Source organism: Psychrobacter sp. T6-5, from assembly GCF_052258485.2.
Taxonomy (GTDB): domain Bacteria; phylum Pseudomonadota; class Gammaproteobacteria; order Pseudomonadales; family Moraxellaceae; genus Psychrobacter.
This window is the reverse complement of the sequence record NZ_JBQQEY020000001.1, coordinates 2,030,878-2,045,909: the sequence shown is the minus strand read 5'-3', so window position 1 is coordinate 2,045,909 and position 15,032 is coordinate 2,030,878. Positions and strand designations below refer to the sequence as shown.

The 15,032-nt window shown below is 44.8% G+C and carries 12 protein-coding genes; 7 read left to right on the top strand and 5 right to left on the bottom strand.

Translation table 11 applies throughout. The features are described from left to right. Nucleotides 1-115 precede the first annotated feature (115 nt). The gene (locus ACTXGK_RS23460) at nucleotides 116-793 is read right to left on the bottom strand and encodes a glutathione S-transferase family protein (RefSeq protein WP_443516104.1); all 678 of its coding nucleotides are present in this window, start codon (nucleotides 791-793) and stop codon (nucleotides 116-118) included. Between the two features lie 206 nt (nucleotides 794-999). On the opposite strand from ACTXGK_RS23460, the gene ACTXGK_RS23455 reads away from it, so the two are divergent. The 3 genes from ACTXGK_RS23455 to ACTXGK_RS23445 all read left to right on the top strand — a co-directional run bounded on the left by ACTXGK_RS23455 (nucleotide 1,000) and on the right by ACTXGK_RS23445 (nucleotide 3,878). Then, the gene (locus ACTXGK_RS23455; RefSeq protein ID WP_443516105.1) at nucleotides 1,000-1,905 is read left to right on the top strand and encodes a LysR family transcriptional regulator; all 906 of its coding nucleotides are present in this window, start codon (nucleotides 1,000-1,002) and stop codon (nucleotides 1,903-1,905) included. Nucleotides 1,906-2,339: 434 nt separating this feature from the next. Then, a complete protein-coding gene (locus ACTXGK_RS23450; protein ID WP_443516107.1) occupies nucleotides 2,340-2,648 on the top strand; it encodes a DUF1272 domain-containing protein in 309 nt (102 codons plus the stop codon). 141 nt (nucleotides 2,649-2,789) lie between these two features. After that, nucleotides 2,790-3,878 carry a hypothetical protein gene (locus ACTXGK_RS23445; protein ID WP_443516109.1) on the top strand — a complete coding sequence of 363 codons (1,089 nt, stop codon included), beginning with the start codon at nucleotides 2,790-2,792 and terminating at the stop codon, nucleotides 3,876-3,878. A 285-nt stretch (nucleotides 3,879-4,163) separates the two neighbouring features. Here ACTXGK_RS23445 and ACTXGK_RS23440 read toward each other — a convergent pair whose 3' ends face one another. The 4 genes from ACTXGK_RS23440 to ACTXGK_RS23425 form a co-directional block, all read right to left on the bottom strand. Beyond that, nucleotides 4,164-5,258 carry an NADH:flavin oxidoreductase/NADH oxidase gene (locus tag ACTXGK_RS23440; protein ID WP_443516110.1) on the bottom strand — a complete coding sequence of 365 codons (1,095 nt, stop codon included), beginning with the start codon at nucleotides 5,256-5,258 and terminating at the stop codon, nucleotides 4,164-4,166. Nucleotides 5,259-5,417: 159 nt separating this feature from the next. Beyond that, a complete protein-coding gene (locus ACTXGK_RS23435) occupies nucleotides 5,418-6,263 on the bottom strand; it encodes an IclR family transcriptional regulator (protein WP_443516112.1) in 846 nt (281 codons plus the stop codon). Nucleotides 6,264-6,541: 278 nt separating this feature from the next. Beyond that, the gene (locus tag ACTXGK_RS23430; protein WP_443516114.1) at nucleotides 6,542-7,807 is read right to left on the bottom strand and encodes an MFS transporter; all 1,266 of its coding nucleotides are present in this window, start codon (nucleotides 7,805-7,807) and stop codon (nucleotides 6,542-6,544) included. Between the two features lie 126 nt (nucleotides 7,808-7,933). Further along, entirely contained in the window at nucleotides 7,934-9,088 is a 1,155-nt protein-coding gene (locus ACTXGK_RS23425) for an acyl-CoA dehydrogenase family protein (protein WP_443516116.1), read from the bottom strand. A gap of 365 nt (nucleotides 9,089-9,453) precedes the next feature. On the opposite strand from ACTXGK_RS23425, the gene ACTXGK_RS23420 reads away from it, so the two are divergent. The 4 genes from ACTXGK_RS23420 (at nucleotide 9,454) to ACTXGK_RS23405 (ending at nucleotide 14,909) form a co-directional block, all read left to right on the top strand. Beyond that, nucleotides 9,454-10,230 carry an enoyl-CoA hydratase gene (locus ACTXGK_RS23420; RefSeq protein WP_443516118.1) on the top strand — a complete coding sequence of 259 codons (777 nt, stop codon included), beginning with the start codon at nucleotides 9,454-9,456 and terminating at the stop codon, nucleotides 10,228-10,230. A gap of 73 nt (nucleotides 10,231-10,303) precedes the next feature. Then, nucleotides 10,304-11,887, top strand: a complete 1,584-nt coding sequence (locus tag ACTXGK_RS23415; protein WP_443516119.1) for a 3-hydroxyacyl-CoA dehydrogenase — start codon at nucleotides 10,304-10,306, stop codon at nucleotides 11,885-11,887. A gap of 66 nt (nucleotides 11,888-11,953) precedes the next feature. Continuing rightward, nucleotides 11,954-13,156: a 3-oxoadipyl-CoA thiolase gene (locus ACTXGK_RS23410; RefSeq protein ID WP_443516121.1), complete on the top strand. Its 1,203-nt coding sequence runs from the start codon at nucleotides 11,954-11,956 to the stop codon at nucleotides 13,154-13,156. Between the two features lie 64 nt (nucleotides 13,157-13,220). Continuing rightward, nucleotides 13,221-14,909 (top strand): fatty acid--CoA ligase, encoded by a 1,689-nt coding sequence (locus ACTXGK_RS23405; protein WP_443516122.1) that lies wholly within the window; start codon nucleotides 13,221-13,223, stop codon nucleotides 14,907-14,909. Nucleotides 14,910-15,032 lie beyond the last annotated feature (123 nt).

Genomic DNA, 15,032 nt, shown 5'->3' with positions numbered 1-15,032 from the left:
ATTGATGAGAGATTGTTTGTCGTTCAATTAAAAGAATAATTTTAATATTGGTAATTTTTATTACTCAGTTCTATTCAATGCGATGTAGCTTAAAAGGCTATTTAACCGTCAAGTGTTACTTAGCATTGGCAGCTTGTATCTGAGCTTGCACGTGCTGCATAAACTCAGGCATATTGGCGACGCGATCGGCCTCTATTTTTTGGGCAATGTCAGATTGACTCATGGTCTTGTTCCATTCTTTCATACCGGGTATCTCTGCTAGCACGTCCCAGTCAAGCTGGCTTGGCGCACAGGCTTTGACGACGACGTTGACATAATGAACATAGATATCCGCCATTGTGAACGTATCGCCAGCAATCCAAGGTGAAAACTGGCACAACCGATTTAACGCACCAATACCACGAGTGAGCACTTGACGCACTTCTTCTTTGACGGTATCGGGCGCCTGTGTACCTGAAAATACATAAGGAATCAGTCGGCGGCTTGGTAATTCAAGATACAGCTCTGCTATTTTCATGATTTGGCGCACGGCTGCACGTTCGCTGGCATCGGTAGGGTATAGCGGCGTATCAGGATAAGTCTCTTCGATAAAGTCGCAAATGACATTGGCTTCTGACAAATTAAAACCTTCAGCCGTTGTGATAGCGGGGACTTTGCCAACGGGGCTGACTTTTAGTAATTCGTCGCTACCAGCGAAGATTAAGTTTTCTTGGAAAGGTACTTCTTTATATAAGAGCGCATGTTTTACGATGTTGTAATAGTTGCTTGCGGCAAAACCGTGCAAAGTAATCATAAATTCGTCTTCCTTTATTGACGTAAAAGTTATTTTTGTTTGAGCTAATTAAGTTAAACACATTATTACTGGTTTTAATGTGGTTATATATAGGGTAAAACGTCAATCACTATTGCTTTTAAGACAATAATAAGACAAAAATGTTTTACTATTTATAAAAAGGTTTCGCTACTTATACTTAGATATTTATTCAATGGAGAAATTGGTTGGATCAACTACGGGCAATACGATATTTTAGTAAAGTTGTGGAGACAGGCAGCTTTACCAAAGCGGCAAAGGCGTTCGATGTACCGCCATCCTCGTTGTCGAGACGTGTGTCCGACTTGGAGAAGAGCTTAGGTGCGACACTATTACAGCGCTCAACCCGAATTGTCAAACTGACGGAAGTAGGGCGTGTTTACTACAACGATGTACAGCAGATATTGAATCAACTCGAGCAAAGCAAAGAAACGGTTCGAAGTTACCAAACAACGCCAATGGGGCGTCTGCGTATCAGCTCGATGGTGGGATTCGGTGAAAAGATATTGCTGCCGTTGTTAGAGGAGTTTAGCGCGTTATATCCTCAGATTGTATTAGATGTCAGTTTGAGTGACGAGCTATCTGCCCTTGGGCGTGATGATGTCGATATTGCGATTCGTGGTGGCTACGCACCAAACGAGCGGGTGCTGGCGATAAGGCTCATGGATAATGAATTTATTCCAGTTGCATCTCCTAGTTATTTGGAAAAGTATGGCGTACCTGAGCATGTCATGGAGTTAAAAGAGCATAGAGGCCTTTATTTTAAAGCGCCAGCAGGGCCAACGCCATGGTTATGTTATGTGGATGAGCAATGGCACGATGTCTCAGGGCCTGTGGTCGCGATGTCAAATAACGGCCCGTGGCTGGCACAAAAAGCCAGCAATGGCGAAGGTATCTTAATGTCCACGCGATGGGCGTTGGCGTCCTATCTTGAGTCGGGCGCGCTACAAGAGCTGACGTTTGAGCATGAGTTGGCCGTCACTCAGCATGCGGATATGGCGATTTATTTGCTGTATCAAAAACAGCGCTATTTGGTGCCCAAGGTAAAGGCGGCGGTGGATTTTTTGGTTGAAAAGATAAAAGAAAAGAAGTAAGTAAAATAGCCTAAGCAAAAATTTGTAATTAACTGATGCTAGCTAAATTTTCTAATTGTCTGATCCAAGATATTAGAAGAGCCTTTGTGTATTTACGTGCCTTTTGTTGGTAAAGTTAGCAGAGTTTAAAAGATAGGAATATTTAAGTTTATTAGTAACGTTCAAGTATCTGTTCCACTAGGGAACATGTTAGATACGCTGCGTACATTACAATCGGCTGATAGACTTGAAATTGAGCTGGGTAGTGAGCACATGGTAACACTTATGCTTGATAATGAGCGTGGTAGATTATCTAAAGGCTTACGACCAGTTTTACCATTCATCATTAATTGGTAGGCACCAAAATATAACCAGTGGTTGCTATGGGCTGCAATACGATTTGCGTTCTAAAGCCAAAGAACCAAGCGCTAAATGAATCAAAACGGAGTTGATATATGTTGGAAATTAGACCTATTTGTGAATGTTGTGATAAAGATTTAGTACCAGATTCTACCGAAGCAATGATTTGCACATACGAATGCACTTTTTGCGTCACATGTGTAAATGAAATATTAGAAAATGTATGCTCAAATTGTGGCGGTGGTTTTGTCCTTCGACCTATTCGACCTAAAATGGCTAGACGTGCAGGTTTAAGTATCAACCATCAGCCTCCTTCGATTGAAAGAGTACATACCAAACATAGTATCGAAGAACTTAAAGAGTTCTCAGAAAAAGTTAAATACACAAAACCTGAAGATCGATGATTAGTACATTCACATAACAAGCAATTTAACCGGAAATAAAGTAGTTGGCTCAGTTTTGCTTCGTTCAAAATGATAACACATGCCTTTTGCAGCTTAACCCGGCGTTATGTGCCTTTCAGTCAATTATAAGGTTAGTAACAAATGAAAAATGTTATTAGTGACGATAAAATTAGAGACTTCCGAGATTTAATAAATTCTAACTCAAACTTTGTATATCAAATCTATAAGAATAAAGGTGGTAAGAACCTCTTTAACCTAGTCTGTTCTTGTCTAGACTGGATTACAGTATCAGTTCGACATTTAGAAAATGCACCTGAGCTTGATAAAAATATAGATACAAAATCTATGCAGGTCTATTCTTTGATATCTTCGATTGACCTCATATCTGAATCAATCAAACAACTGCACAGAGTCTTTGTAAATGAAAATAATATACCATTTTTGGGTGAGAAAAAGTGTTTTAATGAGCGACTGTTTTCTAATGAAGATGATAACGAATATTTCAAAACCATAAGAGCTTGCTTTGGTGCTCATCCTGTAAATCTAAATCAATCAAAATCAAAGCGCTTTGCTAGTTGGCCTTTTGAGAGTCATATCAATAGCGGCGATTTATGTGTCCATTTATACAGTAGAGATATAAATGCAGAAGATCTATTGTTAAACGTGAATATAAATGAGTTATTAAAATTTCTCGTTATTCGATATGACTACTTAGATGTTATTTCAGACAGGATAGAAAGTTTATTCAGCAAATATCGGAAAGACCTTTCAGATCAAATGATTGAAACGAAATCTGATCCGCTTGAACAGCTCTATATTCTTAGAAATGAGTCTAAAAAACGCTTAGACAACGATTATTATAATCGTGAAATTGATGATCTAATTATGATTTTCGAAGCAGAAGTTACTGATCCTGAACTTGTGCAAATAGCTGATAATTACAAAGAGTCTCTCTTACCTCTGATTGAAGAAATTAAGAGTAATCTTCAAGTGATGAACATCGTTGATTTAGAAAATGACTCTATAGTTAGAGTTCGCTCAAAACTTGGCGGGCAGTTAAACTATGAGCTATCAAAGTTCTATAGTTGGGTGTACGGTGATAGAGACGACCCACTACTGAACTACTACTTTGAACGATTTAATGAAGTTACAAAAGGTAAGTTTAATTTCACTAGTTGTGATGAAATTAACCTGACGTTTCTTAAAGCAAAGTTGATGTTAGCCGAATAGAATACAAAATCAGGAAGGTTTATTCTTGTAACCACAAATCGATTAAATTCATGAGTGAATCCATTAACTCTTTAAACAACAGATTGACTTGTTTTCGTTCAATACTAGCACTGAGCTGATCGTCAACACTTGAACGACATGAATCTTTACTTCTCTTTTAATTTTACAAAAAATCATATTTGGAGTTTTAGCCACTTTTAAGCTGAAAAGTACTCATTAATGGCTCCATTTATAACAACAAGGCTCAATTAGTTTCAACCCATTGAGCCAGTATTACCTATACACTTACTCTATCGGAGACGGCTTGCCATGCGGGCTTGAGCGCAGATATTGTTTGGGTGCTTTGACGGTTGCGCCAAGCTCGGCCGCTGCATGCCATGGCCAGTGCGGATCATAGAGGATACCGCGTGCCAAGGCAACCACATCCGCTTGCTGCTCGGTAATGATGCTTTCTGCCTGCTCGGCTTCGGTGATTAAGCCCACGGCGATGACAGGTATATTGACTGCTTCTTTTATCGCGGTTGCAAAAGGCACTTGGAAGTTCGGCTCCACATGAATTTGCTGTTCTGGGCTCAGTCCTGCAGTGCTCACATGGATATAATCACAGCCTAAAGCTTCTAATGCTTTAGCCAGCTCAATCGTTTGCGCAAGATCCCAGCCGCCTTCAACCCAATCGGTTGCAGACACCCGCACGCCCACGGGCTTGTTACTTGAAAAATCAGCGCGCACCGCGGTAAATACATCAAGTAACAAGCGCATCCTGTTCTCAAGATTGCCGCCGTATTGATCATCACGTTGGTTAGAAAGTGGCGATAAAAACTGATGTAGTAGATAACCGTGCGCCCCATGAAGTTCAATTAAGTCAAGTCCCAGCGCATCTGCGCGTTTTGCCGCATGGACAAAATCGCTTATGAGCGCATCAATGTCATTTTGATCCATTGCCGTGGGGACAGTGGAATTGTCGTCATACGCGAGCGCCGATGGTGCCACCGTTTGCCAGCCATTAAGCTTGTCAGGAGCAATCGAACCGCCGCCATCCCATGGTTTTTCGGTGGACGCTTTACGTCCAGCATGGGCAAGTTGGACGCCTATCGGCATCGGGCTGTACTGCCTGATTGCCGTTAGCGTTTTATCCAGTGCCGCTTGCGTCCTGTCATCCCATAATCCTAAATCAGCATAGCTGATGCGTCCTTGCGGGTTGACTGCCGTCGCTTCCAAAATCAGCAGTCCTGCGCCACTCAAGCTCATCTGCCCGATATGAATCGTATGCCAATCGCTTGCCGCGCCGTCATTGGCAGAGTACTGGCACATGGGTGCGATGATGATACGGTTATCTAGGGTGAGTTGCCCAAGTTTTAAAGGCGAAAAAAGCTGGCTCATGGTAAATCCTTAAAAAACGTACCTAAAAGCACGTTACATAAAAAGGCAAGTAAAATGCAATGCAAAAGCGATATGAGTAACTTATATGGCTTATACGATTATCGCTTGAATAGTTGGTGGGGATGACTCGTTATTTTTATAGGGTACATTTAAGTGATGCTAGCTAATATATAAATTACTCTCAATCATGTTTTTCATATGTAGCAGGCGAGGGGCGATGTCTTCTTCTAGCTTGGTGCGACTCAAGATAAAGCTTGGCGCACCGCAATTAAACGTGAGCAGACCTTCCGTCGGGTGCATTAGCGCAATGGCAACAGCATTGACATCCTTTTGCCATTCACTGATAGAAAAACAATAGCCGTAATCTTCATAATCTTGAAAGGCTTTATCTAGCCCTCGTCTGATCTTTAGCCAATCATCTTTATACTTATTACGAATCGCATTGAGGATAAACTCTTGCTCAGCAGGCGGCATACTGGCGAGGCAAGCTCGTCCCATCGAGCTTAAATGAATAGGGAGGTATGAGCCGATATTGCGTTGCATGGTCGTGCTACCAGCGCCTTGAACGACATTGAGATAGACCATCATCAACCGATCGCGAGTCGCCATAGCCACCGCACTATTGGCATAATCTGCCAGCTCTTCCATATAAGGGGTCGCGAGGTTATTAATAGAGATGTTGGTCATCATCGTGTAGCCAAACCCAAGCACCCCTGTCGATAGCTGATACTTGCTGCTATTGGTAGACTGTTTTAGATAGCCTAATTTTACCAAGGTGTACGTTAGACGCGTGATGGTACCTTTAGGAATCCCTGTCAGCTGACTGAGGTCTTGATTGCCCAAATAAGGGCGCTGCGGGGTAAAACAGCGCAGCAGCTCAAGACCGCGGGCCAATGCAGTGACAAACTGTCTGTCGTTTTTGTCCCGCATCTCTGCAATGGGCTCTAAAAGCTCCATATGCAGCTCATGGTTAGCGTTGTCATTGGCAAGGGTGTCATTCGTCATAGGTGGTCTATTATCCCCAATTAAGTCCATGCAAGTATTATAAGAAGTGACTATTTAAAAAAAGTAACTACGTAGAGTTAGAAAAAATTAACTACTCAGAGCCTTATATGAGCCAATATCCACTTTCGATACTGCTCTTATCGTCATATGCTAATGATAGTTGATGCCTTTAATTATACTATATTAATGTATATTTACAGTCTCAGCATAGCACGATGCAGAGAGTTTGTTTCGCTATGCGGTATGAACGGTAGTGATAGTTGTCATAAGAGGCAGTATTATCCCTCTTGTGGATCATACTGCTTTTCTTTGATAAACAAAGTTGGGATCAGACCGCACAAGAAGTACGCGCCTGCCATCAGCAGCAGACCTGCACCGATAGAGTTATGCATCGCCATATAGCCGATAGCAACAGGGGCAATCACAGAGCCAAGTCGTCCGATATTAAAGGCACCGCCAATGGCCGTACCTCGGATAGCTGTCGGGAAGCTTTCGGTCAAATAGGTAGCGTTTATAGCATAAGGGATGCCATACAAGAAACCAAAGGTAATCATTAACCAGCCAATGTTTTCTGGAGTATGCATATAGACTAAGAAAGGGATGAATAGCGCGGTGCCCATGGTGCCAAAAGCAAAGACTATTTTTCGACCGATTTTATCCGCCATAAAACCTGCTATTACTTTAGCAAACATCATCGTTAGGTAAGTACCCGCCATATATAGCGCCATTTCTTTAAACTTGATACCCAGCTCAGTTTCTAGATAAGACGGCAGCCAGTTACTCACACCAAAATAACCAAACAGTAAAAGCCCTGAACTCATCGACCACAATATAAACATAATGCGATGTTTGGGGTTTTCAAATATGGCTTTGTAGGGGTTTTCCGCCTTTTGTAGTGTGCTTTTCTCGCCACTTAACTTGCGGGCACGAGCCTCTTTCCAAGATTGTGGTTCCGGTACTAGAAAATACATGGAGACTGAAAGGAGAATGGGTAAAAACGTTAAAAGGTATAGGGTACGCCAGCCATAGCTAGGAATAATCCATGCTGAAATACTTGTAATGACCAAAGATCCGAGCGTAAAACCAGTCATAAGCGCGGCAAGCACAGTGGTTCGATGCTTGGTCGGCACCATCTCTGACATGAGTGTATTGGTCGCAATATACAAACTACCCAGACCCAAGCAAGCAAAGGTTCGTAATGCTATAAACTGCTCATAGCTGTGCACCATGCCACTAAAGCCAGATAGGATTGAGAACATCCCAGTCGCCAGAACAATCACGCGTACTCGCCCAAAACGATCACAGGCCCAGCCGCCAAAAACTCCACCAATCGCCATGCCAAACAATGACCAACTACCCAGCGCGCCAGCTTGTACATTGGTTAATCCAAATTCTTGCTTGAGACTAGAGAGGGTAAAAGCAAGAATACCGATGTCAGCGCCATCACATAGCAATACCAAAAAACAAAAAACAAAGGCCAGTTTCCAAGGCTGCTTTTGGACAGCGCTTACATTTGGGTTGGACGTTATAGCGACACTTTTCACAATGTATATCCTTATCGTTGTGAGAATGAAAGACTAACTTGAGGCGTGGTGGTAGAGATAGAGGGAACGGCATCCGCATCCTAGCAAATACCGCCTTGTGTTTTGGTGGGTGAATCAGTTGCGTGATTACTCGCTGGCTTCTTTGATCATGTTACGAGCAATGATGACTTGCTGAATTTGGGTGGTACCTTCATACAGACGATAGAGACGCACATCACGGTAAAAACGCTCAATACCATAATCTGCGATATAACCTGCGCCACCATGGATTTGTACGGCTCTATCCGCCACGCGTCCACACATTTCGGTGGCAAACATTTTGGCGCATGAGGATTCGGTCACGACATCTTTGCCTTCATCACGCAGGCGCGCTGCATCTAGTACCATGGATTTGGCAGCATAAATCTCTGCTTTTGAGTCAGCGAGCATGCCTTGGATGAGCTGAAAACTAGCAATAGGTTGACCAAATTGTTTACGCTCGACCGCATAATGTAGCGCATCATCTAGCATACGAGTAGCCGCGCCAGTACTGGCTGCCGCAATGTGTAAACGCCCTTTATCTAAGACTTTCATCGCGGTTTTAAACCCAACACCCTCGACACCGCCAATGAGTGCATCAGCTGGCACGACACAGTTGTCAAAGATGACATCACAGGTATGCGCGCCTTTTTGACCCATTTTTTTATCAATCTTGCCCAAGGTAATACCCGGCGTGTCACTCTCCACAATGAATGCTGAAATACCGCCAGAGCGTTTGTTTTGCGGATCCGTGCGCGCCATGACAGTGAAGACGCCAGCTTGCGGCGCGTTGGTGATATAGCGTTTGGTGCCATTGATGATGTATGTATCACCATCCTTAATAGCTGTCGTTTTTAATGAGGCCGCATCTGAGCCTGACTCTGGCTCGGTCAAACAGAATGAACCAATGATCTCTCCACTGGCAAGGCGAGGCAGATACTTCTGCTTTTGCTCTTCTGTCCCATCAATCACAAGACCAGAGGAGCCAATACCATTATTTGTTCCTATTAATGAACGAAACGCGGGGGATGTGCGTCCCAGCTCAAATGCCAACGTCACTTCTTCTTCCATCGTGACACCCAGTCCGCCATACTCTTCAGGGATAGTTAGCCCAAACAGCCCAAGCTCGCGCATCTGCTCAATAATCTCTTCTGGCAGACGGTCGTTTTCTGCAACCCAATGCTCCATAGGAATCAGTTCGTCGTTAACAAAGTTGCGAATTGTTTGGGTGATGTGGTCGAGGGTCTCTTTATCTCTAATCATGTGAATCTTCCTTGTTTGATTAATGCCTGTTTGGTTGACGACTGATAGTCATAATGGCTTTTTGACGGTGCTAGTAATGCGGTATTTAGTAATTAAGTAATTTGGTGAGCTTGCTAAACAGCATAATCCATGGATTATTAAATTACAATAGTTTTGGTTTAAAAAACCGCATTGCGGTATTTTTATAATAATTATCTATTATCGCACACATATTATTTTTCGTTTCAGCAGGTTTTCACCCTTCACAAACCAAAATAAACAGTATATATTGATATTAAATACCGCATAGCGATATTTATTTTTCAAAATAATCGTTTTAATATGCGTTTTTACTTTATATCGGAATGATGTTTAAGGAGTGGATCATGGAAGAGCAAATCCTTATTTGTGAAAAACAAGGAGACGGCGTGAGTGTCATCACACTCAATCGTCCTAAAGTGCGCAATGCATTAAACGGTGAATTACGCCAACAAATGGCTGATCTGTTCATTCAATTAAATGAGGATCCACAAACCAAAGCGATCGTCCTGACGGGCGGTGACAAGGTGTTTGCTGCTGGTGCCGATATTAATGACTTCTTGACGATCAGTACGGCTGATATGTATCTGCGCCATAGCGAGCGCTATTGGGATGCCATCACTCATTTCAGCAAGCCCATTATTGCTGCCGTCAATGGCTATGCGCTTGGCGGTGGCTGTGAGCTGGCCATGCATGCTGACATCATCATCGCAGGCAAGTCTGCCAAATTTGGACAGCCCGAGATCAAAATAGGACTCATGCCCGGTGCTGGCGGGACGCAGCGTTTGTTTCGTGCCATTGGCAAACACAAGGCCATGAAGATGGTCCTAACAGGCGATATGATCAGCGCTGATGAAGCGGATACAATGGGGCTGGTCTCTGAAGTCGTCGACGATGAGTCCACCATCACTCGCGCCATTGATATCGCTGAGCAGCTGTCAAAGTATTCTCCTATTGCCTTAGCGCAAATCAAAGAAGTGGCGAATCTAGGTGTTGATATGTCCTTAGAGGGCGCGCTAGCACTGGAGCGTAAAGCCTTTCAAATTCTGTTCGATACCCACGACCAAAAAGAAGGTGCCAAAGCCTTTTTGGAAAAACGCCCAGCCGACTATAAAGGCTATTGAGGGGCAGACGCCGCTTATGTTTTTTGAGGTCCACGCCGACCAACTCCTATCATAAATTATGTAGAGAATCATTATGACCGTGAATACACTTGCCATTGTAGGCACTGGTATTATGGGTATGGGTATTGCCCAAATTGCTGCACAAGCTGATATCCAAGTCCTTTTATATGACGCCAAAGCAGGCGCAGCTGAGCAAGGGCGACACTCCTTGCAAGCCATGCTCGAAAAGCTCACTGCTAAAGGCAAATTCAGCGATGACGAGCTACAGTCGATGTTAAGCAACTTAACCGTCGTCCAAGAGTTAGGCCAGATTGCTACTGCTGAGATCGTGGTTGAAGCCATTATCGAAAACTTAGACATCAAAAAACAGCTTTTCGCCCAGTTAGAAAGTGTGGTCACCGCCGATACTATTTTGGCGACCAACACCTCCTCATTATCGGTCACGGCAATCGCTGCTGACTGTGACTATCCAGAGCGCGTGGCAGGGTTCCATTTCTTTAACCCAGTCCCCTTGATGAAAATCGTCGAGATTATTCCGGGCCTTTCTACTCAGCAATCAGTCGTTGACGCGCTCACTGATTTGGCCAAGCGGATGGGTCATCTGGGCGTGGTCGCAAAAGACACACCGGGTTTCATCGTCAATCATGGTGGCAGAGCCTATGGCACCGAAGCGTTAAAAATACTGGGCGAGGGCGTCGCAAGTTTTGAGCAAATCGACCGTATTTTGCGTGATAGCGCAGGCTTTCGCATGGGACCGTTTGAGCTGTTAGATCTGACGGGCATTGATGTGTCACACCCCGTAATGGAGTCAATTTACGACCAGTTTTATCATGAAGCGCGCTATCGCCCGCACCCATTAACCCGTCAAATGCTGGTAGGCAAAAAGCTCGGCCGTAAAGTTGGCAGCGGTTTTTATCAATACGAAAAAGGTCAGAAGGTTTCCGTAGATAGCGCTCAGAATCAAGCACCTAAGGCGGCGCTCGTCGCTGATGCCGTTATTACATCGGTTTGGATTGGCGCTGATTTGGCAGAAGATAAAACGCAGCTGACTGATTACTTAAATGCTCATGACGTTACTATCGATGACAACGACACACCACACCCTGACAGTTTGGTGCTGCTCGCCATCTATGGCGAGGATACGACCAATGCGGCGATTCGTTATCAGGTCGATCCCAAGCAAGCGGTTGCGATTGATATGCTTACCGAGCTTACAAAGCATCGTACGTTGATGCCAAGCATCGTCACGCAAGAACGATTCGTGGCGCAAGCCTATGCGTTGTTTAGTAGCAGCAAAGTTAATAAAGACTTAGATAGTACTCAGACAGATGCGCAAGAGGCGGTTAGTGCCACGCTGATTACCGAAAGTACAGGCTTTGTGGCGCAGCGTGTGATTGCCATGGTAATCAATCTTGGCTGTGACATCGCAATGCAAAAAATTGCCACGCCAGAGGATATCGATAATGCCGTCAAGCTTGGGCTGGGGTATCCATACGGTCCGATCTCTTGGGGCGATCATCTTGGTGCCTCGCGTGTGCTGCTCATTTTAGAGCGTATCTACGGACTAACAGGAGATCCACGCTATCGCCCAAGTCCTTGGTTACAGCGCCGCGCCAAACTGGATGTGTCATTGTTCACTCAGCAGGCCATTTATTAGTACAAACAACAAAATATCGTTATAAAACCATTTATTCAAAGTTAAAAAATACAACAAGGAAGCGTTATGTTAGATGCCTATATTTATGATGGATTAAGAAGCCCTTTTGGTCGCTATGTCGGTGCATTAGCAACGGTGCGTCCTGATGATCTGGTTGCCACCGTGATAAAAGCGTTGGTCGAAAAACATCAATTGCCGAGCGATGTGTTTGATGAAGTGCTGCTAGGCAGTGCCAACCAAGCGGGCGAGGACTCTCGTAACATCGCGCGTAACGCTGCTCTGTTGGCAGGGCTGGATGTCACCACGCCAGGTCAGACCGTCAATCGCCTATGTGCGTCAGGTCTGTCTACTGTGGTCGATGCTGCGCACAGTATCACGTGTCATGAAGGGGATATTATTTTGGCGGGTGGTGTGGAGTCGATGACGCGTGCGCCTTTTGTCTTTGCCAAGACAGAAAAGCCGTTTAGCCGTGACTTTAAAGTATTTGATACGACCATCGGTAGCCGTTTTCCTAACCCAAAGATTATTGAGCAGTTCGGTAGCGATACCATGCCGCAGACGGGTGACAATGTTGCTCATAAATATGGCATCACGCGCGAAGAAGCGGATAAGTTTGCCGCTGCATCGCAAGCCAAATACCAAGCTGCCAAACAAGCAGGATTTTTTGACGATGAGATAACGCCTATCACCGTCCCACAAGGTAAGAAGTTGCCCGCAAAAGTCGTTACCGATGATGAGCATCCTCGTGCCAGCTCCGATATTGCAGCGCTACAAAAGCTTAAACCCTTAAACCAAGATGGTGTGGTCACCGCAGGTAATGCCTCCGGTATCAATGATGGCGCAGCTGCGCTCATCATTGGCTCAAAGCAAGCGGAGGAAAAGCTCGGCTTTAAACCGATCGCCAAAATTTTGTCATCAGGTGCGATGGGTGTTGAACCCAATATTATGGGCGTGGGTCCTGTTGAAGCGATTAAGCTTGCGCTAAAACGTGCTGATTTGACCCTCGATGACATGTCTGTCATTGAGATTAATGAAGCATTTGCTTCTCAAGTGCTTGGCTGCCTTAAAGGGTTGGATATTGATTTTGATGATAAGCGTGTTAATCCCAATGGCGGAGCCATCGCTGTCGGCCATCCGCTTGGCGCATCAGGTGCAAGAATTGCCTTGAGTACCGCTCGAGAGCTACAGCGTACAGGCGGCAAATATGCCGTGGTCAGCTTGTGTATTGGTATTGGGCAAGGGCTTGCCATGGTGATAGAACGCGTCTAAGACTCAAAAGCACGCGCGCCACATTACTGATTATTAAGGACAGTTTATTATCAAGGATGACACTATGACAACCATACTCAATCAACATGACAACTACCATCAAGCCGAAGAAGCTTATGGGTTTCCGTTGATTATTAAGCAGCTACTTAACCGTGCCAAAATCGCTTCCACCAACCAAACCATTAGCTATGCGGACAAAGTGACTTATACCTATACTGAGTTTTTTAAGCGTATCAATCGTTTAGCCAATGTGCTAAAAAACATGGGATTGCAGGCAGGTGATGTGGTCGCGGTCATGGACTGGGACAGTCATCGTTACCTTGAGGCATACTTTGCCGTGCCAATGTCCGGCATGATTTTACAAACTGTCAATGTGCGCTTATCAGAAGACAAAGTGCTGTACACCGTCAATCATGCTGCACCCAAAGCACTGCTGTTAAATGCTGAATTTGCACCGATGATCAAAAACTACCGTGACGATGCGCCTTCTATTGAGTATGTGATGTGGGCTGATGATGCAGAAGATGACAAAGCAGGTGGTGAGACAGCAGAGTTGCCTGATTATGTCGATGGTGAGTACGAGGCGCTATTGGCAGCTGCTAGTGATGAGTTTGACTTCCCAGATTTTGATGAAAACACCATCGCGACCACATTTTATACCAGTGGTACCACAGGCGACCCAAAAGGGGTGTTCTTTACCCATCGACAGATTGTACTACAGACGATGGCAAGCACTTTGGCATCAGCGCTCAATGCCGAAGGTCAAGGCGCGCGCTATAACGATGTCTATATGCCAATGACTCCTTTGTTTCATGTACATGCGTGGTGCTGGCCGTATGGCGCCACCATGATAGGGCTAAACCAAGTGTATCCGGGGCGCTATCTGGCACCAAAACTGGTCGATTTGATCGAGCAGCATAAAGTCACGCTGTCACATGGTGTCCCCGCCATATTACAAATGCTCCTAAAAGAAATGGCAGAGCGCGGTCGTAAGTTTGAGAATCTCAAACTGCTGCTAGGGGGCTCAAAGCTAAACGAAGGCTTAGCCAAAGCCGCTATCGAGTGCGGTATCGAGTTTATGTCAGGGTTTGGGATGTCAGAGTCCTGTCCTGTGCTGTCTCGAGCGGTATTTGATGACAAAACCGAGTCGATGACCCTAGAGGACAATCTCAATTATCGCTGTCTGTCAGGTTCGCCCATCATGCTGGTATCGATGGAAATCTGGGATGAAAACGGACAACCTCAACCGATGGATGGCAAGTCGACGGGAGAGCTTGTGATACGAGCGCCGTGGCTGACCCAAAGCTATTTTAAAAAACCCGATGCAGGCAATGCGTTATGGAAAGGCGGCTGGATGCATACGCAAGACATCGCCTGCATGACCGCTGATGGTACGCTCAGCATTACCGATAGGCTAAAAGACGTTATCAAGTCAGGCGGTGAGTGGGTGTCCTCGCTTGAGGTCGAAACCATTCTATCCTTCCATCCGAGCGTAGCTGATATCGCGGTGATTGGTGTTCCAGATGAGCGCTGGGGTGAGCGTCCTCTCGCCTTAATTGTGCTAAAACCAGATTATGTCGATACAACATCGACAGATATTTTGGCACTGGGTCATCAAGCAGTTGAGAGAGGTCATTTGCCAAAATATGGCGTGCCAAGTGAAGTGAGGTTCTTATCAGAAATGCCAAAAACCAGCGTCGGTAAACTCGATAAAAAACGCATGCGCTCGATGTACTCAGAAAATTTAATCTAACCAAACAAACCTATCATCATCACGGTGACTTTGATAATAGAGAAAATTTGTATAAACCCTAGTGTCTGCATAAATGCTAGGGATGGGGGAGGTATGTGTGAATCACGAGCATCCTGAGTCAAA